This is a genomic window from Mycobacterium sp., assembly GCF_035570115.1.
GTDB lineage: Bacteria > Actinomycetota > Actinomycetes > Mycobacteriales > Mycobacteriaceae > Mycobacterium.
The window spans coordinates 1-22,546 of the sequence record NZ_DATMLH010000030.1 but is presented as its reverse complement, the minus strand read 5'-3'; the positions used below and the strand labels follow the sequence as shown (position 1 = coordinate 22,546).

The window sequence follows — 22,546 nt, the reverse complement described above, 5'->3', positions numbered from 1 at the left end:
CATATCGAAATCGACCGCAAAACCGGTGCCGTCCAGGTGTTCGCCCGTGAGCTCGACGACGACGGGATTGTGCTCAGCGAATGGGAAGACACTCCGGAGGGTTTCGGGCGGATCGCGGCCACCACCGCACGGCAGGTCATGCTGCAACGGCTTCGCGACGCCGAGAACGAGCGCACCTTCGGCGAGTTCTCGACCCACGAGGGCGAGATCGTTGCCGGTGTCGTGCAACGTGATAGCCGGGCCAATGCACGCGGCTTCGTCGTGGTCCGAATGGGCAGCGAGACCAAGGGATCCGAGGGCGTGATCCCGGCGGCTGAGCAGGTTCCCGGTGAGGTTTACGAGCATGGTGAACGGCTGCGGTGCTACGTGGTTGGCGTGAGCCGCGGCTCCCGCGAACCGGTGATCACGTTGTCCCGCACTCACCCCAACTTGGTGCGCAAGCTGTTCTCGCTGGAGGTCCCCGAGATCGCCGACGGGTCGGTGGAGATTGTCGCGGTGGCACGCGAAGCCGGCCACCGGTCGAAGATCGCGGTTGCTTCTCGGGTTCCCGGTCTGAACGCCAAGGGCGCCTGCATCGGCCCGATGGGTCAGCGGGTGCGCAATGTGATGAGTGAGCTGTCCGGGGAGAAGATCGACATCATCGACTACGACGAGGACCCGGCTCGGTTCGTGGCGAACGCGCTGTCGCCGGCAAAGGTGGTTTCGGTGACCGTGATCGACCAGAACGCCCGGGCGGCTCGGGTGGTGGTGCCCGACTTTCAGCTGTCGCTGGCCATCGGTAAGGAGGGCCAGAACGCCCGACTGGCGGCCCGGCTCACCGGCTGGCGCATCGACATCCGCGGGGATTCGCCCGATCAGCCGGCGGAGCACCCGGGGCATGGCGCCACCCACGGGATGGCACACGACCGCTGACCCGGTGACCCGTGACCGACCTGCGTTCCCTGGCCCGATTGAGCGGTGCCCAGTCCCGTTCGATCAGCCCGGAAAACTTCGATGGGGCGAAGGGCGGCGGTGCCCGCGCCGAAGCGGGCACCGGCGCGGCCTGCGCGGCAGACCTCGGCGTGGGCTGGAAGGTCTCGCCCAGCGTCGAAATCGGTGGACAGACCACGTTCGAGCTGGCCGCCATTGACGGGCCGGCGCTCATCACGCACCTCTGGCTGACCGCCCACCACAGCAATTGGCGCAGCCTGATCCTGCGCGCCTATTGGGACGGCGCAGACCAGCCCGCGATCGAGGTCCCACTTGGCGACTTCTTCGGTCAGGGCTGGTGTGAGTTCGCCCAGCTATCGTCACTGCCGATCGCCGTCAATCCGCACGGCGGCTTCAACAGTTACTGGCCGATGCCGGTGCCCCGGCATGCCCGGCTGACATTGGAGAACCGCGCGCCGCGGACCGCCGTCGTCTATTACCAGATCAGCTACGAGATCGACGTGGACTTCGCAACCGAGATGGCCGATACGGGTTATCTGCACTGCCAGTTTCGCCGGAGCAACCCGCTCGCCGCCGGCACGCTGCACCCGATCCTGGATCGTGTCCACGGCGCGGGGAACTACGTCGGCACCTATCTGGCGTGGGGCGCCAACCACCCCGGCTGGTGGGGTGAGGGCGAAGTCAAGTTCTACCTCGACGGCGACGAGGAGTTCCCCACGATCTGTGGCACCGGTACCGAGGACTATTTCGGCGGCGCCTGGAACTTCGATGTGCCTGGCCAGGGTTATACGACCTACTCGACACCGTTTCTCGGTTTGCATCAGGTCATTCGCCCGGACGGGCTGTATCGCAGCCAGCAGCGGTTCGGCATGTACCGCTGGCACGTTCTCGACCCGATCCACTTCAGCGCCGATCTGCGGGTGGACATCCAGGCCCTCGGTTGGACGCCGCAGCGGCGCTACCGGCCGCGACATGACGACATCGCCTCGACCGCGATCTTCTACCTGGACCGCCCGTCGGCGCCACGCCCGGCGCTGCCCGACGCCGACTATCTCGAGGTGGGCGCGGAGCCGATGGGGCCGTCCAGCTAACCGCGCCCGCCGGACACCGCGGGTGGTGCTGACCACCGGTTCGGTGCAGGTAAACTAAGCCGTGATCCAGCGCGAGACTTCGGCCTCCGCACATCGACGCGTCGATGGACCGGTGCGGACGTGTGTCGGTTGCCGAAAGCGAGAGTTGGCCGTCGAACTGCTTCGAGTGGTGGCTGTGTCGACCGGGAACGGTAAATACGCCGTGAGGGTTGACCCAGCAGGTAGTCTTCCGGGGCGGGGTGCATGGCTGCATCCCATTCCGAAGTGCGCACAAGAAGCGATCCGGCGGCGAGCGTTCGCGCGAGCGTTGCGGATCGCCGGAGCACTGGACGCATCAGCGGTGGTCGAGCACATCGAGTTTTTGGACGCGCCCGATCATCCCGCCAACAGAACAGGTAGCGAAGAACATGAGCACACCGTGAAGTCTCGATGACCATGCGTCATAGCTAAACCCGAGGCGCGGCCGACCACAGCTGTCGCCTCATAGACAGGAGATGTAGTGGCAGGCAAGGCGCGCGTACACGAGTTAGCTAAGGAACTCGGTGTTACCAGCAAAGAAGTACTCGCCCGGCTCAGCGAACAGGGCGAATTCGTTAAATCCGCATCGTCGACGGTAGAAGCGCCGGTCGCGCGTCGGCTGCGTGAGTCGTTCGGAGGCAGCAAGCCCGCGCAGGAGAAGACCGCCGGCAACGGCGCGGCCGCAGCCAAAGACCAGGGGGTCCAGGCCGCTGCAACGGCGCCGAAACCCGCCGGTCCCAAACCGGCCCCGCCGCGCGCGCCGGAGCCGGCCGCGCCGCCGGCCCCGGCCCCGGAACAGCCGCAGGCGACGGCACCGTCGCCGACCCCGACGCGGCCCGGACCTATGCCCGGCCCGCGCCCGGTCCCGAAGCCGGCGGCTCGCACGCCGCGCGTCGGCAACAACCCGTTCTCGACGGCACAGCCGGTGGACCGGCCAATTCCGCGTCCGCCGGCCCCGCGTCCGGGTGCCGCCCGCCCCGGTGCCCCCCGCCCGGGCGCGTCGCCCGGCAGCATGCCACCCCGCCCTGGCGGCGGCTCCGGTGCTGGACAAGGTCGTCCACCACGTCCCGGCGCGCCACGACCCGGCGGCGTCGGCGGTCGGCCAGGTGGTCCGGGTGGCGGTCGGCCCGGCGGCGGTGGCGGCGGTAACTACCGCGGCGGCGCCGGCGGCGGTGGTGGCGTTGGTGCTCCACCCGGCGGTGGTGGCGGGTTCCGTGGCCGTCCCGGCGGCGGCGGTGGTGGCGGTGGTGGACGCCCCGGCCAGCGCGGCGGTGCTGCCGGCGCGTTCGGCCGTCCTGGCGGCGCGCCGCGGCGCGGCCGCAAGTCCAAGCGGGCGAAACGCGCCGAGTACGAGAACATGCAGGCGCCGGTCGTCGGCGGCGTGCGGCTACCGCACGGCAATGGCGAGACCATCCGGCTGGCCCGTGGCGCGTCGCTGTCGGATTTCGCCGAGAAGATCGATGCCAACCCGGCCGCGCTGGTGCAGGCGCTGTTCAACCTCGGCGAGATGGTGACCGCGACCCAGTCGGTCGGCGACGAGACGCTCGAGCTGCTGGGCGGCGAAATGAACTACGTCGTTCAGGTCGTCAGCCCCGAGGACGAAGACCGCGAGCTGCTGGAATCCTTCGATCTGAGCTACGGCGAAGACGAGGGTGGCGAGGAAGACCTGCAGACCCGCCCGCCGGTGGTGACCGTGATGGGTCACGTCGACCACGGTAAAACCCGACTGCTGGACACCATCCGTAATGCCAGCGTCCGCGAGGCCGAGGCCGGTGGCATCACCCAGCACATCGGTGCTTACCAGGTGTCCGTCGACCTCGACGGCGACGAGCGGCTGATCACCTTCATTGACACCCCGGGTCACGAGGCGTTCACCGCCATGCGTGCCCGCGGTGCCAAGGCCACCGACATCGCGATCCTGGTGGTGGCCGCCGACGACGGTGTGATGCCGCAGACGGTGGAGGCCATCAACCACGCGCAGGCGGCCGACGTGCCGATCGTGGTGGCGGTGAACAAGATCGACAAGGAAGGTGCCGACCCGGCCAAGATCCGGGCTCAGCTGACCGAATACGGTCTGGTGGCAGAGGATTTCGGTGGCGACACGATGTTCGTCGACATCTCGGCCAAGCAGGGCACCAACATCGAGGCGCTGGAGGAGGCGGTGCTGCTGACCGCCGACGCCGCGCTGGATCTACGGGCCAACCCCGACATGGAAGCCCAGGGTGTGGCGATCGAGGCGCACCTGGACCGCGGCCGCGGTCCGGTGGCCACCGTGCTGGTACAGCGCGGCACGCTGCACGTCGGCGACTCGGTCGTCGCCGGCGACGCCTATGGCCGGGTCCGCCGGATGGTCGACGAATACGGCGACGACATCGAGGAAGCGCTGCCGTCACGGCCGGTGCAGGTCATCGGTTTCACGTCGGTGCCCGGCGCAGGCGACAACTTCCTGGTGGTCGACGAGGACCGCATTGCCCGCCAAATCGCCGACCGGCGCAGCGCGCGTAAGCGCAACGCCCTGGCGGCGCGCTCTCGCAAGCGGATCAGTCTGGAGGACCTGGACTCGGCGCTGAAGGAAACCAGCCAGCTGAACCTGATCCTCAAGGGCGACAACGCCGGTACCGTCGAAGCGCTGGAAGAGGCCTTGATGGGGATCGTCGTCGACGACGAGGTGGAACTGCGCGTCATCGACCGCGGTGTCGGCGGTATCACCGAGACCAACGTCAACCTGGCGTCGGCCTCGGACGCGGTGATCATCGGCTTCAACGTGCGTGCCGAGGGCAAGGCGACCGAGCTGGCCAACCGTGAAGGTGTGGACATCCGCTACTACTCGGTGATCTATCAGGCGATCGACGAGATCGAGAAGGCCCTGCGCGGCATGCTCAAGCCGATCTACGAGGAGAACCAGCTGGGTCGTGCCGAGATCCGCGCGCTGTTCCGCTCGTCGAAGGTCGGTGTGATCGCCGGTTGCCTGGTGACTTCCGGTGTGGTGCGCCGCAACGCCAAAGCCCGGTTGCTGCGGGACAACATCGTGGTGTCCGACAACCTCACGGTGGCGTCGCTGCGACGGGAGAAGGATGATGTCACGGAGGTCCGCGACGGATATGAGTGTGGTCTGACGCTGACCTACTCCGACATCAAAGAAGGCGACGTCATCGAAACCTACGAGCTGGTTCAGAAGGAACGCGCCTGAACATGAGTGCCGACAACCTGAATATCCGGCATGGCTGACCCGGCACGGGCCCGCCGGCTGGCCAAGCGGATCTCCGAAATCATCGCCTCGGCGATCGAGTACGAGATCAAAGACCCAGGATTGGCCGGCGTGACCATCGTTGACGCCAAGGTGTCCGGTGACCTGCACGACGCGACGCTGTATTACACCGTGATGGGGTCGACGCTGGATGACGAGCCCGATTACGAAGGCGCGGCGGCGGCCCTCGAACGCGCCAAGGGCGTGCTGCGCACCAAGGTTGGCGCCGGCACCGGCGTACGGTTCACTCCCACACTGACGTTCACCCGGGACACGGTGTCCGACTCGGTGCAGCGAATGGAAGAGTTGCTGGCCCGCGCGCGTGCCGCCGACGCGGACGTGGCTCGGGTTCGCGAAGGTGCCAAGCCCGCCGGAGAGGCCGACCCCTATCGGGTGCCCGGCGACGCGGATGGACCTGACGGGGAAGGCGCCGATGACGACGATCAACTCGAAGACTGAATCGACCGCCACGGCGCGACGCGTCGACGCCGTCGGAGCCGCCGAGGTAGTGTCCGCCGCCGCCACGGTCGCGGTGGTCTGCCACGTCTACCCCGACGCTGACACGATTGGCGCCGGCCTCGGGCTGGCCCTGGTGCTGGACCAGTGCGGCAAGGCCGTCGAGGTCAGCTTCGCGGCCCCGGCAGCGCTTCCGGAGTCTTTGCGGTCGCTGCCCGGCGGGCAACTGCTGGTCGATCCCCACGCCATGCGTCGCGATGTCGATCTGGTTGTGACCGTGGATATTCCGAGCATCAACCGGCTCGGAGACCTGCGCGAAATGGCCGGTACCGGGCAAGAACTGCTGGTGATCGACCACCACGCCTCGAACCAGCTATTCGGCACCGTGAACTTCGTCGATCCGTCGGCGGACTCCACCACCATGCTGGTTGCCGAGCTACTCGACGCGTGGGGCAAGCCGATCGACACCGAAGTGGCGCACTGTCTTTACGCGGGGCTGACGACCGATACCGGGTCATTCCGGTGGGCCAGCGCGCGCGCACATCGGCTGGCGGCGCGGCTGGTCGAGTTGGGCGTCGACAACGCCGCGATCAGCCGGTCACTGATGGACACCCACCCCTTCCGCTGGCTGATGATGCTGTCTCGGGTGTTGGGTTCGGCGCGGCTGTTGCCGGACGCTGTCGACGGTCGCGGCCTGGTGTACGCCATTGTCGGACACCAGGAATGGATGAGTGCACGGCTGGAAGAAGTGGAGAGCATCGTCGACATCGTCCGCACCACACAGCAGGCCGAGGTGGCGGCGGTGTTCAAAGAGATCGAGCCGCTGCAGTGGTCGGTGTCGATGCGGGCAAAGGCCGCGGTGGATCTCGCTACCGTCGCTTCGACATTCGGCGGCGGCGGTCACAAGCTGGCCGCCGGCTACTCGACCACCGGCTCGATCGACGATGTGGTGGCTTCGCTGGGCGCCGCGCTAGGGTGACCGGCCCTGGCCGACCGCAGGCGGCACGCAGTTAGTCCGTCTTCGGTGATAGCTGAGCGCGCAAATGCGGCGCGGCACCTCAGGTCACGGCGCATTCGCCAGTTGCGGTCACAATGGTGTGCTGACGCCCACGCAGACCTGAAAGGCGGGCAGCACGATGGGAAACGCGGGTCGCGGGTTCGGTGTCTTGGGACCGTTGCAGCTGAACACGAGCGGCACCCCGGTGCCGTTGGGTGCCCCGAAGCAGCGGGCGGTGTTGGCCATGCTGGTCATCAACCGAAACCGGCCGGTGTCGGTCGAGTCGCTGATCGATGCGGTTTGGGACCAGAATCCTGTGCCTGCGGCACGAACAAGCATCCATTCCTACGTGTCCAACCTGCGCCGCCTGCTCAGCACCGCGGGGTACGACCCGAACACGGTGCTGGCGAGCGCTCCGCCGGGGTATCAACTCAGCGTCGCGGACGCCGACTGCGATCTCGGGCGTTTCATCACCGCAAAGAACGCGGGGGTCCACGCCGCCGCGGGGGGACAGTTCGAAGAGGCCAGCGGCTACCTGTCGGCCGCGCTGGCCGAGTGGCGCGGGCCCGTCCTCGATGACCTCAGCGAATTCGCCTTCGTCGATACGTTTGCCACCGCGCTGTCCGAGGTCAGAGTGGTGGCCCAAACCGCCCTCGCCGAAGCCGAGATCGCGTGCGGGCGCGCCGACACCGTGATCCCTCGCCTGGAGGTGCTGAGCGCCGAACATCCCTTTCGAGAACGGCTGTGGGCGCAGCTGATCACCGCTTACTACGTCACGGAGCGCCAATCCGACGCGCTCAACGCGTATCTGAGACTGAAAACGAACTTGGCCGAGAATCTCGGCATCGATCCCGGTCCCACCATCAGAACCTTGTATGAGCGGATGCTGCGCCAGGAACCCCTGGACACCCAACATACGGCGCAGACGACCGCCAAGCGCAGCGTCGTCGATCTTGCCCCGCACACTGGCACGTTGGCTCACCCGTCGGCCGTCGCCGAGCTGCGAGCCAAGGACGGACAGCGCTATCGGCTGCAGGTTTCGACCCGGATTGGCCGCCGACCTGACAACGACATCGTGCTCGACGACGACGACGTCAGTCGCCACCACGCCGTCGTCATCGACACCGGAAGCAGTTTTGTGATCAGCGATCTGCGATCGACCAACGGAGTCCTGGTGCAAGGCCGGCGCATCCGAAGCAGCGCCACCCTCGCTGATGGCGACCACATCCGGATCGGCGGCCACGAGTTCACCTTCCAAATCCGAGCCCGCTGAGCCGCGCAGATACCGCGTCTAGCAAACGCAAGAATTCCGCAAGAATCTCTGCAGAACCCGTCAAGGCAGCTGCTGCACGCTTGTGGTGTCGGGGAAAGCAACCGAACCTAGTGACGGATTACATCCGGACCTAGGACGCGACTGCCCGGGAAGGAATCCCAACCATGAAGTCGAAGAAAATCTCGAAATTCCGTGTCACAGCAGCCGGCCTGCTGGCCGCCGTCGCTCTATCCCTCCTTGGATCGCTCGCGCCGGCCGTCGCCTCCGCCGACCCGTGGGTGCCGTACAGCGGACCACTGCACCCAATGCGCCATTACGCCGCGGACGTTCTACACCCCATTTGGGCCGTGACACACCCCATCCGCGCCACGGTGCCCTGATCGAGGGGACCAGGCACCGGCGCAGTCTGCCCCGTTTCTCTTCCTCCGGAAACGGGGCAGATTGCTGTCGGGGTGCCAGTGGACGTGGGCCAGCCCGCCCTCCAGGAACCCTTGGTTACCTCAGCGTCGAATTCCCGCGGCAGCGCCGTCAGCGCACCTGTGAGCGACCCCGACTGAGCACGGCTTCCCGGTTGGCGGCAATGTCGTCGCCGGAGGTCCGGAATTGCCTGGCTGCGATCGCTTCCAGCCAAAGCCCCGCGCTGGTGTGCGATTCGTCGATCCGGTGATAGGACGTCAGCAGAGCCCGCACCGCGTCCTGGTTGTTGCCGACGATGCTCTTTGCCACCTCCCGCGCGGCGGTCAGCAGCCGCTCATGTGGCACCACTTCGGTGACCAGGCCGGCCCGCAGCGCATCCTCGGCGGACAAGTAGTCACCGGTCATGCTCATGCGACGGGCCAGTCCGACGCCCACCTTCTGTGGTAACCGCACGCTGAGCCCCCACGTCGGCAGCAGACCGACCCGAGCATGGGTATCGGCGAATCGCGCCTGCTCCGACGCGACCAGGATGTCGCAGTACAGCGCCAGCTCCAGCCCACCGGTGACCGCGGCGCCGTTGATCGCGCCGATGACGGGCTTGCTCAACGGTGGCCAGCGCGGCGAGATGTCGGGTAGCGCCGACTGGCCGCCCAACTCTTTGAGGTCGAGCCCCGCGCAGAACACCGGATCGCTGCCGGTCAGGATCACGACGTCGACGGCGTCGTCGGCTTCGGCGTCGGCCAGGGCCGTGAAAAAAAGATCCCGCAGTGCGGCCGACAACGCGTTGCGCGATTGCGGTCGGTTCAGGGTCAGGGTGCGCACCCGATCGTCGGTGTGGATCAACAGGATGTCGTCAGTCATAAGCGCAACCGTAGTCAGTCCGACCTGGCGCGCCCGGTGAGCCCAAGGACATTTCCGAAGTCAAACCCGACCGAACCCTGCGATCAATCGAGTAATCGACTACCTGCGTCCGCGTGGTCAAGTGGTGAAATACTTCTGCCGTCGGGAAGAGGTATCAGCATGGCCGAGGCTGTCCAGGTCGCGGCGCTGCCGCTGGCGCCGGGGAATCCGCTGCCGTATCTGCAAAAGGTGAAGGCTGTACGGGCATTTCACAGCGGCTTCGAAACGCTGCGTGACGCCGGCGGGCCGGTGACGCGATGCAGCCTGGCGCCCACGTGGATTACGCCGACTATCGTCGTCGTGACGTCACCGAAGGGTGCCCGCGATGTCTTCGGCCGCCCAGACGCCTTCCTCGACAAGACGCTGCCGATGCACGAGGAAATGCGCCGTGTCATGGGAAGCAATTTGTTTGACCTCGCTCATGACGCCTGGCTGCCGCGCCGGCGAGCGCTGCAGCCGGTGTTCACCAAACAGCACGTTGCTGCCTTCGCGGGCCACATGGCCGAGGCCGCCGAACGCGTTCCCCGCGGCTGGCGCGACGGCGCCGAAGTCGATCTCGACACCGAATGCCGCACGTTGACCCTTCGGGTGTTGGGCCGCTCGGTGCTGGGCTTGGACCTCGATGAGCGGGCCGACGCCTTAGCGGAGCCGCTGCTTACCGTGGTGAATTACGTGGTGGACCGCGTCCTGCGGCCGGTGCGCGCCCCGCGATGGCTGCCGACCCCGGCACGGCACCGTGCCCGCGCGGCCAGCAGCGCCCTGCATCAGCTCGCCGCCGAGATTGTGCAGGCCTGCCGGGCCGATCCGGCCCGGGACGCACCTTTAGTCCACGCGCTGATTGGCGCGACCGACCCGGCGACCGGACAGCCATTGTCCGACGCCCAGATCTACGATGAACTGCTCATCTTCCTGTTGGCCGGCCATGACACGACGGCGACCACCCTGACGTACGCGTTGTGGGCACTGGGCCGCCATCCCGATCTGCAGGACCGGGTCGCCGCGGAAGTCGCCGCATTGGGCGATCGCGCTCTGCGACCCGAGGACGTTCCACGGCTCGAGTACACCACCCAGGTATTGCACGAAGGGCTGCGGCTGTGCCCACCGGGCGCCGCGGTGGCCCGCATGGCGATGCAGGACATCGAGGTCGACGGCCATCGGGTCGAAGCCGGCACCATGGTGATGGTCGGGATTTACGCCCTGCATCGCGATCCCGCCCTGTGGGACAACCCGTTGGTGTTCGACCCCGACCGATTCAGCCCGGAAAATTCGAAGGGCCGAGATCGCTGGCAGTACCTGCCGTTCGGCGGTGGGCCGCGATCCTGCATCGGCGATCACTTCGCCATGCTCGAAGCCACACTGGGGCTGGCCACCACGATCCGGCTGGCCGAGATCCGCTCCCTCGACGACGACTTTCCCCTCGCCGTGCCGTTCACCACGATCGCCGCCGCGCCCATCCCGGCCCGTGTACGGCTGCGGAAGTGACCTAGAGTCCGAGCAGGTCAAGAAGTAGGCAGCACCCCGGGAGAATTGCACCGTCACCGTGCAGATGCAGCCATTCTGAAAGCCTTATCGTTGAGGAATGTGCCGGAACATCACCGAACTGCGCGGACTGGAGCCTCCGGCGACGACCGAGGAGATCGCCGCCGCGGCGCGGCAGTATGTGCGCAAGGTCAGCGGTATCACGCATCCCTCGTCGGCCAACGCCGAGGCCTTCGAAGTGGCGGTGGCCCAAGTCGCGGCGACGACGACACGGCTGCTTGCCGCCCTGCCGCCGCGCCGCCAGCCGCCGAAGACCTCCCCGCCGTTGCGTCGGCTGGCGATGCGATGACGCGGGGCCCGATGACGCAAGCCGCTACGGTGCCGGCACTCAAGGAGTGGGGCGCGGTGGTGCACGCGCTGCTGGCGGGCCGGCAGTCGGTGCTGTTGCGCAAAGGCGGGATTGGCGAGAAGCGATTCGAGGTTGCCGCCCGCGAGTTCATGTTTTTCCCGACGGTCGCGCACAGTCACGCCGAGCGGGTCCGGCCCGAATGTCGGGACTTGCTCACGGCCGCGGCCGGCGACAGCGCCGACAACCGTGTCCTGGTTCGGGCGGCGGCGAAAGTCGTTGCGGCACTGCCGGTCAACCGGCCCGACAACATCGATGCGATCGAGGATCTACACATTTGGACTGCCCAGTCCGTGCGTGAGGACCGGCTGGACTTTCGCCCCAAACACCGGCTGGCCGTGCTGGTCGTGGCGGCCATCCCTTTGGTCGAGCCGGTGGAACTGCCTCGCATGCCCGACTACGCCGGCTGCACCAGCTGGGTGCAGCTGCCTGTGCGGCCGTCGCTGGGCACTCCGGTGCAGGACGAAGCGGCACTACGACGAGTCGCTGACCGGGTTCGTGATGCCGTCGGATAAGGTTGGCCTGCAACGCGTTTACGCAGTCTGGTCCACCAGTACCGCGCCGTCCGGCCGGTCTCCGAGGGTACATAGCGCAGTCGGCTCAGCGGCTGCGGTGAGTCGCACCACATGCGCCAGTTGCGCCGCGGCATCGCATTGCAGATAGTGATCGGCGGTCGGCAGTATCCAGTAGCGGTTTCGTCCCGGCTTGTCCTTGAGGAATTTCTGCCAGACGAAGTTCGCGACCCGGAGAGGGGAGACGTTGTCATGCAAGCCCCACACCAGGCTGGTGTTGACATCGTTTGCGGAAAGTGTAGTGAGCCAACTTGTTTCGTCGGCGGCGCGCTCATTCAAGTACTGAATCGTGTCCGGTAGCACCCCGATCCCGTCGTTGTGCGCGAAGCATTTCGTCAGCGCCCTGATCTCGGGATCGGTGGGCGTTCGGCGCGGCATGAACGTCGTCGCTCCCATGCCGGCGGCAAGCATTTCCGGCGTCGTCGCGGCCGCGGTGCTCCGTGCCGTTTCGGGGTTGAGAAGCGCGGTCTGAAACGCGGTGAGGTTGGCCAACGGGAGATAGATGTTGGCATTGGTCAAGATGACTTCGGCAGGCGTGTTTCGCTGATCCGACGTCGCGAACATCGAAAGCGCGATCATGCCGACGCTGGTGCCACGGTCATGGGTCACCATGGTGTATCGCTGGAGTTGCCATACGTTCGTGATTGCGTGGATCAGCAGGCGCGCATCATCGTAAAGCGAATACACGTAAGGTGCGGGTGGCTTGTCCGAGAGTCCGTAGCCGGGGAAGTCCAGCAGAAAAATGTCGAAGTCCGCGCTCAACTCGCGTGTCAGCGCGAAGTAGTCAATGCTTGCGGTCGGGAAGCCGTGCACGCACACCAGCGCCGGTGCACCCGGTGTGCCGCAGCGACGGGTGAAGACGGCGACTTCCGCTTCCTCGTTCGCCGCGGTTGATGACCGCCAATGGATTTCCGTTCCGCCGCTTCGCCAGTCGTCGAAGATGTCCATCGGTTAGGCGTTCTCGGTCGGAAGCACGACCCGGGAAGCGCCGAAGTGCAGCTCATGGGTGGAGGGCTCGAGTCGGCTGCCTGTCGCCGTGGCCTCACCGGTCCCGAGGTTACGGGCGTAGCGGGGATGGCTGCCGCCGGCGATCAACACGCGGATGCGTGACCCGGCGCGGAACCGGTGGGCGATCGCGTCGAGCTCGACGCTGACGGAGTCGGTCGCCTCGGCCAGCCGCCGATAGCCGTCGCTGACATTTCGGGAGCGGCCCCTGGCGTCGACCTCGCTGATCCGGACGAACACGTCGACGTGGGGGTTGTCGGAGCTATGCGCCAATTCGGCGACCGGGTTGCCATGCACGCACACATCCTCGTCGAGCACATCGGTGGTGAAGCTGAGCACGTCGCTGCGCGCTACCAACGCGGTGTCGTCCCGGTAACCGCCGTCCGGCGACAGCAGTCGACCCCCGATGGTCGGCGTCGGGTCGGCCGGGTCATAGCGAAAGCTCAGCGAGGACGCGAAGGACCCCGCCGCGGTCGACGGCGGCGTGTCGGCCAGGCCGCCGCCGGGCTGCAGGTACAGCGCGCGATCGCTGGTGGTCGGCGGCCAATCGGCCGCCTCGCGCCAGCCCTCGCCGGCAACGAACACGCGAAGTCTGCTGGGTCGCGAGGTGGCCGGTCGACCGCCGAGGTGGGTGTCCAGCCAGTCCTGTGTTTCCCCGACAATGGTCCGCAGACCCTGGAAGAGCAATTGGGTGTGTGTCCACGGCCCGATGGTCAACGCCACGTCGACACCGCGGTCCCGAAGATGCCGATACTGCTCGAGCGACTGCCCAAGGAACAGGTCTTGCCAACCGCTGATCAGCAGCACCGGCACCTGCACCCGATCGAGCGCGGCGCCGAATCGCATCGGCTTCCAGAACGGCTCGTTGTCATCGGGATGGTCCAGCCACGACTCCCACCACGGCGCGTCGGTGCCCAACAGCGCCCGGCCGGCCGCACCCAGCGGCAACTCACCGGCGACCTGTATCACCTTTTTCTGCGCGCGCAGCTGGTGGATACCGGCGCGGATTCGTCCGGGATCTTCTTGGTGGGCAATCAGATTGCTCCACCCGAGAAAGTCATTGACCGTGAACGAGCCGGTGCCCCAGGCCGCGGCGCTGAAATCATGAGGGCCCGCGGTGATGACGGCCGCAGCCAACTCAGGCGGTGGATCCTCCAGCAGCGCCCACTGGGTGAACCCCAGATAGGAAATCCCGATGGTGGCGAAGCGACCGGCGAACCACGGCTGCTCCCGCAGCCAGGCGACCGTGTCGGCGCCGTCGGCCGCTTCGTTAACCATGGGCTGGAAGATGCCGCCCGAGCCGAACGTCCCCCGCACACTTTGCAGCAGCACGCGGTAACCGCGAGCGGCATAAAGCGCGCCGTACAGCAGCGAGAACGGAAACGTGCGTCCATAGGGGCCGCGGACCAGCAAGGTGCCGACCGGTTCGGTGTCGCCGGCGGGCACGTAATGGTCGGCCACCAGTTCGACGCCGTCGCGCATCGGGATCGCGACGCGGCTGACCGTGTAGCCGGTGGTGGGCGCGGGCAGGCGCAGCGTCCGGCTGAGGGCACGGCCGGCGAATCGCGTGGTCAGTGAGCTCAGCGCCGACCTGGTAAGGCGGGCAGATGTGGCGGATGAAGAAGTCACGAGATCAGGTTATGGCACCCAAGGACGTGGGCTTAGAACTTGTAGTAAGGGGAAAGATCGTTTGCCCGCTGCAGGTTGGTGGATGGGCAGTCGACTTCCGGGCTGGAGTAGATCGTCGAGTAGTACAGCGACTGCTGGATGACCCCGTAGCTGGTCTTGAAGATCACCATGCAGGACATGTACCAGTAGCTGTTGTGGTAGGTGGGCTTGATGTTCCAGTACTGGGCCGCGCGGTGGCCGTTGACCGTCGTCTCGATGGCGTCGGCCGGTAGCGACTGGTCGTAATTGCGCCAGATGATCGGCTCGACGGCCAACTGATAGTTGCCCGCGTCGTAGTGGCAGCGCAGCCCTTCTTCGTGTGCGGGGGGAGTGAACGACAGGCCCAGCCGAGAAATGACGTCGAACGGAATGTCCTGGCAGGGGTCGAAAGGGCTCGGGTCGGTGGTCGCCACGATCGGGCTCTTCATCGTCGTGGGCGGATCCATCGGTGCGGCGGTGGACCGTAGTTGCACCTTCGGGATGGCGACGGTGGCAGGCGGCGCACTCTGCGACACCACCACCACCGCTGTGAACAGGGCACCGAGCGCCGCGAGTAGACGCAGCTTGGTGACCATCACACCCCCTCCAGGTCTGTGGTCCGGCTCCTCCTCGGGCTGCTGCGCGGCCCGCATCGTCGCCGGACGTTGGTCCGCCTTTGCGGGGAGTGTACAAGTCGCAACTGCGCCGTCACAGTGGAAACGAGAACCTGTTCTAGTCCGTCGAGGAGGCCTCCACCGGCGGGATCGTTAGGCTTGGGAGCCGTGGCTGGGCAACAACACGGGCAGGAGCCGACGACCGCGCGGCAGCCGACGCTGTGGGCGATCTCCGACCTGCACGTCGGTCACCTCGGCAACAAGCCCGTCACCGAATCGCTGTACCCGTCATCGCCGGACGACTGGTTGATCGTCGCCGGCGACGTCGCCGAGCGCACCGACGACATTCGCTGGTCGCTGGATGTGTTGCGGCGACGGTTCGCCAAGGTGATTTGGGTGCCCGGGAACCATGAGCTGTGGACCACCAACAAGGACCCCAACCAGATCTTCGGCCGCGCGCGCTACGACTACCTGGTCAACATGTGCGACGAGATGGGCATCGTGACCCCGGAGCACCCGTTTCCGGTGTGGACCGAGCGGGGCGGCCCGGCCACCATCGTGCCGCTGTTTCTGCTGTACGACTACACGTTCTTGCCGAACGGCGCGACCACCAAAGCCGAGGGGCTGGCGATCGCGCGAGAACGCAACGTCGTGGCCACTGACGAGTTCCTGCTCTCGCCCGAGCCGTATGCCACTCGCGACGCCTGGTGCCGTGATCGCTTGGTCGCCACCCGCAAGCGGCTCGAAGACCTCGACTGGATGACGCCGACGGTGCTGGTCAACCATTTCCCAATGGTGCGTGAACCCTGCGATTCGCTGTTCTACCCGGAGTTCTCGCTGTGGTGCGGAACCACCGAGACCGCCGACTGGCACACTCGCTACAACGCGATCTGTTCGGTCTACGGCCATCTGCACATTCCGCGCACCACCTGGTACGACGGGGTCCGCTTTGAAGAGGTCTCGGTGGGTTATCCGCGAGAGTGGCGCCGGCGCAAACCGTTCAGCTGGCTTCGCCAAGTGCTACCCGATCCGCAGTACGCGCCCGGCTATCTCAACGATTTCGGCGGTCATTTCGTCATCACCGAAGAGATGCGGGCCCAGGTGCAGCAGTTCCGAGAGCGACTGCGCCAGCGGCAGTCGCGATGACGCTGAGCAAACTCATGTCGCCGGTGCTGTCCGGCGCGGGGGAGGCCGTCGACAACCTGGCGTCTGTTGAGCTGTACTCCGACCCGCCGGGGCTGGCACCGATGCCCGAGGAAGAGCCGTTGATCGCGCGGTCGGTGGCCAAGCGGCGCAACGAATTCATCACCGTCCGGTACTGCGCTCGTCTGGCCCTGGGCGAACTCGGGTTTCCGCCGGTCCCGATCCTCAAGGGGGACAAGGGCGAACCGTGCTGGCCCGACGGTGTGGTCGGCAGCCTTACCCACTGTGCGGGCTACCGTGGTGCGGTGGTCGGCCGCGGTGCGGTGGTGCGCTCGGTGGGAGTCGACGCCGAGCCGCACGACGTGTTGCCGGACGGTGTGCTCGATGCCATCAGCCTGGAAGCGGAACGCGGTGAAATGTCCGTCCTGCCAGCCGGTGTGCACTGGGATCGAATCCTGTTCTGCGCCAAAGAGGCAACATACAAGGCGTGGTTCCCGCTGACCAAGCGCTGGCTGGGTTTCGAAGACGCACACATCACATTCGATATCGACGGTTCCGGCTCGGCCGGCAGTTTCGAAGCGGTGATCTTGATCGACGGCGCCACGCTCTCAGGCCCGCCGCTGAAGTCACTGGCCGGACGGTGGTCGGTCGAACGGGAATTGGTGCTCACGGCGATCGTGTTATGAACGCCGGCCTTGTCATTGTCGACAAACCGGCCGGGATGACGAGCCACGACGTGGTCGGGCGTTGCCGACGCATCTTCGGCACCCGGCGAGTAGGTCACGCCGGGACGCTGGACCCGATGGCCACCGGCGTGTTGGTGATCGGGGTAGACCGAGCCACCAAGATTTTGGGGTTGCTGACCGGCGCGTCGAAGTCGTATGCGGCCACCATCCGCCTGGGCCAAACCACGTCCACGGAGGACGCGGAAGGCGAACTGCTGCAGGAAGTCTCGACGGAGCACCTGACCGAGGCGACTATCGCCGCGGCGATCGCCGAGTTGCGCGGTGACATCATGCAGGTGCCGTCGACGGTCAGCGCGGTCAAGGTCGGCGGGCAGCGGGCCTATCGCCTGGCGCGCGAGGGGCACACCGTGGAACTGGCCGCCCGGCCGGTGCGCATCGATCGGTTCGAGATGTCGGCCCTTCGCCGCGGACGGTTCATCGATCTCGATGTCGAGGTGGACTGTTCCTCCGGGACCTACATCCGCGCCCTGGCCCGCGATCTCGGCGACGCGCTGACGGTCGGCGGTCACCTGACCGCGCTGCGGCGCACCCGGGTCGGCAGGTTCGGTCTGGACCAGGCACGCTCACTCGACGAGCTGGCCGAGCGGCCTCAGCTGAGCCTCACCCTCGATGAGGCGTGCTTGCAGATGTTTCCGCGCCGCGGCCTCAACGCCGAGGAGGCCGACGCGGCCGCCAATGGCCGCGCGCTGGGGCCGGCCGGCATCGACGGCGTCTACGCCGCGCAGGACGCCGACGGCCGGGTTATCGCGCTGCTGCGCGACGACGGCCCGCGGACGAAGTCGGTCGTCGTCATCCGGCCGGCCACGCTGTAAGGCACGTCGACCTGGAAATTTCCGCTAATATAACCTTCAGAACAGAATGTAAGTTACCCTTCGCGGCGATAAGCACGGAAAGGAGAGCGGCGGTCGTCATGGCGGCGGAAGTCAACGGGCAGCGTGTACGGCGGACGCAAGCAGAGCGCAGCGCCGCCATGCGTACGCGGTTGCTGGACGCCACCGTCGAGTGTCTGGTGTCCTACGGTTACGCCGGCACCACCACGCCGCGGGTCGCTGAGCTGGCCGGTGTCACCCGGGGCGCACAGATCCACCACTTCCGGTCAAAGGAAGATCTGGTGGTCGCGGCGATCGAGCATCTCGCACAACAACGCGCGCAAGCCGCGGTCCGCGAACTCGGTCGCGTTCAAGCTAGTCCCGACCCGGTGGCGACGATCCTGGACTTCTTGTGGGAGGCGCATCAGGGCCCGATGTTCACGGCGGCCGTGGAACTGTGGGTTGCGGCCCGCACCGATTCGGTGCTGGCCCAGCACATCGAGCGCGTCGAACCGGTCGTCAACAGCACGCTGATCTCCGCGATTGCGCAGTTGACGCCAGACCATCCGGCGCAAAAGAAGATTCGCAACATCGTCTACACGGCGATGGACGCGCTGCGGGGGATCCTGGTGGCCAATTTCGTCGACCGCGACCCCGCGCGTGCGCGCCGGCGCTGGGACCGGGCCTGCGAGCACTTGCGTGTGCTCTTCGCTGACGCCTTGCCGGCCGAGACACCGGGCTAAGTCTCGCTCAGATGCTCAGCGAAGCTCCCGTCAGCAGCGCTTCCAATCCCAGCAGGGGAAGCAGACCGCCAAATAGCGACAGGGTGAGGTCTCCGGTGGGGATTCGCGACCAAATCCTGGAGCCCGGTAGCCGCGAAATGGACACCGTCGGTGAGCAGATCATCGGGCACCTCGAGGAGGGTGGGTAGCACCTGTTCGAGGGCGTAGACGCCCTCCGCGAGCTGGTCAGGGTCGCCGAGGCTGGTCAACGCCGCGCGCAGCGGATCACCAATGTCGTACACGCCCGCCTGGATGGAGGGGGCCCCCGCACCCAAGATCTTCCCCTGCCCCAGTGGATTAGTAAAGATACAATCAGCCATGTATGTTATGACGCAAGCGGCTGGCCGCTCGTGTCAACCTCGTCCAAAGGAGTGCGATGTCTAACAAGGTCTACGTCGTCGGTGTGGGTATGACGAAGTTCGAGAAACCGGGCCGCCGCGAGGGCTGGGATTACCCGGATATGGCCCGCGAGTCGGGTACCAAGGCACTCGAGGACGCGGGCATCGACTACACCGCGGTCGAGCAAGGCTACGTCGGGTACGTCTACGGCGAGTCGACGTCGGGCCAGCGGGCTCTCTACGAGCTGGGCATGACCGGGATTCCGATCGTCAACGTCAACAACAACTGCTCGACCGGTTCGACCGCGTTATACCTTGCCGCCCAAGCGATTCGCGGCGGCCTTGCCGACTGCACGATTGCGCTGGGGTTCGAAAAGATGAAGCCCGGGTCGCTGGCGTCGACGTACGACGACCGCACCCAGCCGATGGACAAGCACATGATGGCGATGGCCGAAATCTCCGAGGTGCTCTTTCCGCCGGCGCCGTGGATGTTCGGGGCCGCCGGTCGCGAACACATGAAGCAATACGGCACCACCGCGGAGCATTTCGCCAAGATCGGATACAAGAACCACAAGCATTCGGTGAATAACCCGTACGCGCAGTTCCAGGAGTCCTACACGCTGGACGACATCCTCGCGTCGCGGATGATCTACGACCCGCTGACCAAGCTGCAGTGTTCGCCGACGTCTGACGGATCGGGCGCGGCGATCCTGGCCTCCGAGGCGTTCGTCGACAAGCACGGCCTGGCCGGGCGGGCCGTGGAGATCGTCGGGCAGGCGATGACCACCGATTTCGCCAGCAGCTTCGACGGCACCTGCAAGGGACTCATCGGCTACGACATGAATGTGCAGGCCGCCCAACGCGTTTACGACCAGTCCGGACTGGGGCCCGAGGAGTTTCAGGTGATCGAGTTGCACGACTGCTTCTCGGCCAACGAGCTGCTGCTCTACGAGGCGTTGGGCCTATGCGCCGAGGGCGAAGCGGCCAAGCTGATCGACAACGGCGACACCACCTATGGCGGACGGTGGGTGGTCAACCCATCCGGTGGGCTGATCTCCAAAGGGCATCCGCTCGGCGCCACCGGATTGGCGCAGTGCGCCGAGCTGAACTGGCAGCTGCGCGGCGCCGCCGACAAGCGGCAAGTCGACAACGTGACCGCGGCACTGCAGCACAACATCGGCCTCGGCGGCGCCGCCGTCATCACCGCATACCAACGCGCCGAACGCTAGCCGCCAACCAAGGACTCAGGAAGGAACGCCCATGGGACACATCGAAGCCACCCGAGAACTGTCGGCCAGCCCGGAAGCGCTGTGGGGAACCGTCAGCGACCTCGCCAACTGGGACAAATGGTTCACCGTGCACGAAAAGTGGCTGGAGGAACCGCCCGCCGCGCTCAGCGAGGGGTCGAAGCTGACCGCCAAGATCGTGATGCTGGGCATGGCCAACAAAATCGAGTGGACGATCGAATCGGTCGATGCGCCGCGCAGGCTGGTGCTGTCGGGCACCGGGATGGCCGGCGTCAAGGCGCAGTTCAGCTTCATCATCGAACCCATCGAAAGCGCTTCTAAATTCACCGTGTTCGGTGATTTTGAGGGCGCGCTGATCAAAGGCGCGCTTGGCAAGGCGGTGGCAAAGGACGGCTTCAAGCAACTCGACAAGACGCTCGACCAGCTCGACGCGCTGGCGTCGGCTCCGAAGACCGAGGCCTAAAGGCCGTCGTTCGATGACCGAAGAATTGGAGTTCGACGATAGCGGCTTGGACCGCTGGACCGACGACGAGCGGTTCGACGTGACCCGGGAGCGGCTCGCAGAGTATGCGGCGGCCACCAACGACCCCATCGAAGCGCACCGCAGCGGGGACGTTGCGCCGCCGGTGTTCGCCATCGTCCCCGTTTTCGAAGCCCTACTCGCCCCAGCCGTCGACGTGATGCCCGTCGAGGCCATCCCACGAATCGTCCACGGCGAACAAGACTTCCACTTCCACCGGCCGATCCGCCCCGGGGACAAGCTGGTCTCGCGCGGCAAGATGATCGGATACCAGGGACTGGAGAAAGGCACCCGCGCGGCAATCCTGCTCGAATGCCGCACCGAGGACGGCGAGCTGGTCAACGAACAGTACGTCACGACGTTCGTGCGTGGCTTCAATGTCGGCAAGGCGGTCGGCGAACTGAGCCCCGACCACAAGTTCGACGAGAAGCTGCGGGAGCGGGCGCCGGTAGTCAAGGTCGTTCAGCACATCGACACCGACCAGACTTTCCGCTACGCGCCGGCCGCCGGTGATCCGATGCCGATACATCTCGACGAGGAGGTGGCCAAAGACGTCGGGCTGCCGGGCATCATCGCACACGGGCTGTGCACCATGGCGTTCACCTCGTGGGCGGTGCTCACCGAGTTGGCCGGTTCGGATGTCAACCGGCTCAAGCGCTTCGCGGTCCGGTTCTCCAAGCCGGTGCTGCCCGGTGACGACCTGGAGACCAGGATCTGGTCCGTCGGAAGCGCCAACGGAACGACAAGCTACGCATTCGAGACCGCCCGCGGTGGTGACTTCGTCATCACTGACGGCCTCGCGGTAATAGCCGACTGACAACAAGGGAGTTCGATCAATGGGAGCATTGGAAGGCCGGGTGGCGGTCATCACCGGCGCGGGCCGCGGCATCGGGCGCGAACACGCACTGCTGTTCGCCAAAGAAGGGGCCAAGATCGTCGTCAACGACCTCGGCGGCAGCAACAAAGGCGAGGGCGCCGACACCGGGCCGGCCCACCAGGTAGCCGAAGAGATCACCGCGGCCGGCGGCACCGCCGTCGTCAACACCGAGAACGTCTCCACCTGGAGTGGCGCGGAAAGCGTTGTGCAACAGGCCATCGACGAGTTCGGCGGCCTCGACATTCTGGTCAACAACGCGGGAATCTTGCGCGACTCGTTCATCGCCGGCATGGAGGAAGCGCAGTGGGACGCGGTGATCGCGGTCCACTTGAAGGGCCACTTCGCGATGCTGCATCACGCGGCCGCCTACTGGAAGTCGCAGTCGAAAGCCGGTGATCAACCCAATGCCGCGGTGATCAACACCGCCTCGGGTTCGGGTGTGACAATCCCGAACGCCGGCCAAGCCAACTACGGCTCGGCCAAAGCGGGCATCGCGGCGCTGACCTTGATCGCGGCCGAAGAATTGGAGCGGTACGGCGTGCGGGTGAATGCGATCGCACCGATCGCGCGTACCCGGCTGACGCTGGCCACGCCGGGCATGGGCTCGCTGATGTCGGAACCCGAGGAAGGCGAACTCGACCTGTTCAGTCCCGCCAACATCTCCCCGCTGGTGGCCTACCTGGCCACCGAGAAGTGCCCGATCACCGGCAAGGTGTATGCGGTTCAGGGCGGCGCGATTTCGGCCCTGTCCGGTTGGCACGACGTCGACACCATCGAGACCGACGGTCTGTGGCTGATCGACGATATCGCCGCTCGACTGCCGCACTGAACAGGAGCAGATGATGTTCGAATGGTCTGAAACAGACCTGCTCGTGCGGGATACGGTGCGAGGGTTCATCGACAAAGAGATTCGGCCGAATCTTGACGCACTGGAAACCGGTGAGCTTTCGCCCTACCCGGTTGCCCGCAAGCTGTTCAGCGAGTTCGGTCTGGATGTGCTGGCGGCCGAAGCGGTCAAGACGATGCTGGACA

23 protein-coding genes and 1 pseudogene are annotated in these 22,546 nt (G+C 66.2%); 20 read left to right on the top strand and 4 right to left on the bottom strand.

Features of this window, described 5'->3' with window-relative positions; genetic code table 11:
- The 8 genes from nusA to VNW74_RS02210 form a co-directional block, all read left to right on the top strand.
- The coding region (gene nusA / locus VNW74_RS02245) for a transcription termination factor NusA (protein WP_325674981.1) at positions 1-912 on the top strand (912 nt) is incomplete at its 5' end.
- 11 nt (positions 913-923) lie between these two features.
- Positions 924-2,021 carry a glycoside hydrolase family 172 protein gene (locus VNW74_RS02240; RefSeq protein WP_325674980.1) on the top strand — a complete coding sequence of 366 codons (1,098 nt, stop codon included), beginning with the start codon at positions 924-926 and terminating at the stop codon, positions 2,019-2,021.
- A 61-nt stretch (positions 2,022-2,082) separates the two neighbouring features.
- Positions 2,083-2,454, top strand: a complete 372-nt coding sequence (locus VNW74_RS02235) for a YlxR family protein (RefSeq protein WP_325674979.1) — start codon at positions 2,083-2,085, stop codon at positions 2,452-2,454.
- Positions 2,455-2,520: 66 nt separating this feature from the next.
- On the top strand, positions 2,521-5,229 hold the full coding sequence (infB, locus tag VNW74_RS02230; RefSeq protein WP_325674978.1) for a translation initiation factor IF-2: 2,709 nt from the start codon (positions 2,521-2,523) through the stop codon (positions 5,227-5,229).
- A 30-nt stretch (positions 5,230-5,259) separates the two neighbouring features.
- The gene (gene rbfA / locus VNW74_RS02225; RefSeq protein WP_325674977.1) at positions 5,260-5,745 is read left to right on the top strand and encodes a 30S ribosome-binding factor RbfA; all 486 of its coding nucleotides are present in this window, start codon (positions 5,260-5,262) and stop codon (positions 5,743-5,745) included.
- On the top strand, positions 5,720-6,721 hold the full coding sequence (locus tag VNW74_RS02220) for a bifunctional oligoribonuclease/PAP phosphatase NrnA (RefSeq protein ID WP_325674976.1): 1,002 nt from the start codon (positions 5,720-5,722) through the stop codon (positions 6,719-6,721). The genes rbfA and VNW74_RS02220 overlap by 26 nt, the downstream gene beginning before the upstream one ends.
- 157 nt (positions 6,722-6,878) lie before the next feature.
- Positions 6,879-8,012 carry a BTAD domain-containing putative transcriptional regulator gene (locus tag VNW74_RS02215; protein WP_325674975.1) on the top strand — a complete coding sequence of 378 codons (1,134 nt, stop codon included), beginning with the start codon at positions 6,879-6,881 and terminating at the stop codon, positions 8,010-8,012.
- Between the two features lie 164 nt (positions 8,013-8,176).
- Positions 8,177-8,392, top strand: coding sequence for a hypothetical protein (locus tag VNW74_RS02210; RefSeq protein WP_325674974.1), 216 nt, complete (start codon positions 8,177-8,179; stop codon positions 8,390-8,392).
- Between the two features lie 148 nt (positions 8,393-8,540).
- On the opposite strand, the gene VNW74_RS02205 is transcribed toward VNW74_RS02210, so the two are convergent.
- Positions 8,541-9,290: an enoyl-CoA hydratase gene (locus VNW74_RS02205; RefSeq protein WP_325674973.1), complete on the bottom strand. Its 750-nt coding sequence runs from the start codon at positions 9,288-9,290 to the stop codon at positions 8,541-8,543.
- A 159-nt stretch (positions 9,291-9,449) separates the two neighbouring features.
- Here VNW74_RS02205 and VNW74_RS02200 point away from each other — a divergent pair, with 159 nt between their 5' ends.
- From VNW74_RS02200 to VNW74_RS02190, 3 genes are all read left to right on the top strand, one after another.
- A complete protein-coding gene (locus VNW74_RS02200) occupies positions 9,450-10,811 on the top strand; it encodes a cytochrome P450 (protein WP_325674972.1) in 1,362 nt (453 codons plus the stop codon).
- Between the two features lie 97 nt (positions 10,812-10,908).
- Positions 10,909-11,157: a DUF2277 domain-containing protein gene (locus VNW74_RS02195; RefSeq protein ID WP_325674971.1), complete on the top strand. Its 249-nt coding sequence runs from the start codon at positions 10,909-10,911 to the stop codon at positions 11,155-11,157.
- A gap of 11 nt (positions 11,158-11,168) precedes the next feature.
- Positions 11,169-11,729: a DUF1802 family protein gene (locus VNW74_RS02190; RefSeq protein ID WP_325674970.1), complete on the top strand. Its 561-nt coding sequence runs from the start codon at positions 11,169-11,171 to the stop codon at positions 11,727-11,729.
- A gap of 18 nt (positions 11,730-11,747) precedes the next feature.
- Here VNW74_RS02190 and VNW74_RS02185 read toward each other — a convergent pair whose 3' ends face one another.
- The 3 genes from VNW74_RS02185 to VNW74_RS02175 are packed head-to-tail and all read right to left on the bottom strand — an operon-like array spanning position 11,748 to position 15,034.
- Positions 11,748-12,734 carry an alpha/beta hydrolase gene (locus VNW74_RS02185; protein ID WP_325674969.1) on the bottom strand — a complete coding sequence of 329 codons (987 nt, stop codon included), beginning with the start codon at positions 12,732-12,734 and terminating at the stop codon, positions 11,748-11,750.
- Positions 12,735-12,737: 3 nt separating this feature from the next.
- Positions 12,738-14,420 (bottom strand): CocE/NonD family hydrolase, encoded by a 1,683-nt coding sequence (locus VNW74_RS02180; RefSeq protein WP_414686578.1) that lies wholly within the window; start codon positions 14,418-14,420, stop codon positions 12,738-12,740.
- 32 nt (positions 14,421-14,452) lie between these two features.
- Positions 14,453-15,034, bottom strand: coding sequence for a DUF3558 domain-containing protein (locus VNW74_RS02175; protein ID WP_325674968.1), 582 nt, complete (start codon positions 15,032-15,034; stop codon positions 14,453-14,455).
- Positions 15,035-15,220: 186 nt separating this feature from the next.
- Here VNW74_RS02175 and VNW74_RS02170 point away from each other — a divergent pair, with 186 nt between their 5' ends.
- From VNW74_RS02170 to VNW74_RS02130, 9 genes and pseudogenes are all read left to right on the top strand, one after another.
- Complete coding sequence (locus tag VNW74_RS02170) at positions 15,221-16,198, top strand: metallophosphoesterase (RefSeq protein WP_325674967.1); 978 nt, start codon at positions 15,221-15,223, stop codon at positions 16,196-16,198.
- 14 nt (positions 16,199-16,212) lie between these two features.
- Positions 16,213-16,881, top strand: coding sequence for a 4'-phosphopantetheinyl transferase family protein (locus tag VNW74_RS02165; RefSeq protein WP_414686579.1), 669 nt, complete (start codon positions 16,213-16,215; stop codon positions 16,879-16,881).
- A complete protein-coding gene (gene truB / locus VNW74_RS02160) occupies positions 16,878-17,753 on the top strand; it encodes a tRNA pseudouridine(55) synthase TruB (RefSeq protein ID WP_325674965.1) in 876 nt (291 codons plus the stop codon). The genes VNW74_RS02165 and truB overlap by 4 nt, the downstream gene beginning before the upstream one ends.
- Positions 17,754-17,851: 98 nt before the next feature.
- Positions 17,852-18,493: a TetR/AcrR family transcriptional regulator gene (locus VNW74_RS02155; RefSeq protein ID WP_325674964.1), complete on the top strand. Its 642-nt coding sequence runs from the start codon at positions 17,852-17,854 to the stop codon at positions 18,491-18,493.
- A gap of 415 nt (positions 18,494-18,908) precedes the next feature.
- Positions 18,909-20,099 carry a lipid-transfer protein gene (locus VNW74_RS02150; protein ID WP_325674963.1) on the top strand — a complete coding sequence of 397 codons (1,191 nt, stop codon included), beginning with the start codon at positions 18,909-18,911 and terminating at the stop codon, positions 20,097-20,099.
- A gap of 31 nt (positions 20,100-20,130) precedes the next feature.
- Entirely contained in the window at positions 20,131-20,580 is a 450-nt protein-coding gene (locus VNW74_RS02145; RefSeq protein WP_325674962.1) for a type II toxin-antitoxin system Rv0910 family toxin, read from the top strand.
- Positions 20,581-20,593: 13 nt separating this feature from the next.
- Positions 20,594-21,454 (top strand): MaoC/PaaZ C-terminal domain-containing protein, encoded by an 861-nt coding sequence (locus tag VNW74_RS02140; RefSeq protein ID WP_325674961.1) that lies wholly within the window; start codon positions 20,594-20,596, stop codon positions 21,452-21,454.
- Positions 21,455-21,473: 19 nt separating this feature from the next.
- On the top strand, positions 21,474-22,343 hold the full coding sequence (locus VNW74_RS02135; RefSeq protein WP_325674960.1) for an SDR family oxidoreductase: 870 nt from the start codon (positions 21,474-21,476) through the stop codon (positions 22,341-22,343).
- Positions 22,344-22,356: 13 nt separating this feature from the next.
- Positions 22,357-22,546: pseudogene (locus tag VNW74_RS02130) on the top strand (acyl-CoA dehydrogenase); the annotation flags it as partial.

Coding starts and splice junctions, on each gene's coding strand:
- VNW74_RS02205 (WP_325674973.1), bottom strand. CDS start 9,290: ATGACTGACGACATCCTGTTGATCCACACCGACGATCGGGTGCGCACC.
- VNW74_RS02220 (WP_325674976.1), top strand. CDS start 5,720: ATGACGACGATCAACTCGAAGACTGAATCGACCGCCACGGCGCGACGC.
- VNW74_RS02190 (WP_325674970.1), top strand. CDS start 11,169: ATGACGCAAGCCGCTACGGTGCCGGCACTCAAGGAGTGGGGCGCGGTG.
- VNW74_RS02150 (WP_325674963.1), top strand. CDS start 18,909: ATGTCTAACAAGGTCTACGTCGTCGGTGTGGGTATGACGAAGTTCGAG.
- VNW74_RS02200 (WP_325674972.1), top strand. CDS start 9,450: ATGGCCGAGGCTGTCCAGGTCGCGGCGCTGCCGCTGGCGCCGGGGAAT.
- VNW74_RS02135 (WP_325674960.1), top strand. CDS start 21,474: ATGGGAGCATTGGAAGGCCGGGTGGCGGTCATCACCGGCGCGGGCCGC.
- VNW74_RS02140 (WP_325674961.1), top strand. CDS start 20,594: ATGACCGAAGAATTGGAGTTCGACGATAGCGGCTTGGACCGCTGGACC.
- VNW74_RS02155 (WP_325674964.1), top strand. CDS start 17,852: ATGGCGGCGGAAGTCAACGGGCAGCGTGTACGGCGGACGCAAGCAGAG.
- VNW74_RS02185 (WP_325674969.1), bottom strand. CDS start 12,734: ATGGACATCTTCGACGACTGGCGAAGCGGCGGAACGGAAATCCATTGG.
- VNW74_RS02145 (WP_325674962.1), top strand. CDS start 20,131: ATGGGACACATCGAAGCCACCCGAGAACTGTCGGCCAGCCCGGAAGCG.
- VNW74_RS02175 (WP_325674968.1), bottom strand. CDS start 15,034: ATGGTCACCAAGCTGCGTCTACTCGCGGCGCTCGGTGCCCTGTTCACA.
- VNW74_RS02195 (WP_325674971.1), top strand. CDS start 10,909: ATGTGCCGGAACATCACCGAACTGCGCGGACTGGAGCCTCCGGCGACG.
- VNW74_RS02165 (WP_414686579.1), top strand. CDS start 16,213: ATGTCGCCGGTGCTGTCCGGCGCGGGGGAGGCCGTCGACAACCTGGCG.
- VNW74_RS02210 (WP_325674974.1), top strand. CDS start 8,177: ATGAAGTCGAAGAAAATCTCGAAATTCCGTGTCACAGCAGCCGGCCTG.
- VNW74_RS02215 (WP_325674975.1), top strand. CDS start 6,879: ATGGGAAACGCGGGTCGCGGGTTCGGTGTCTTGGGACCGTTGCAGCTG.
- rbfA (WP_325674977.1), top strand. CDS start 5,260: ATGGCTGACCCGGCACGGGCCCGCCGGCTGGCCAAGCGGATCTCCGAA.
- truB (WP_325674965.1), top strand. CDS start 16,878: ATGAACGCCGGCCTTGTCATTGTCGACAAACCGGCCGGGATGACGAGC.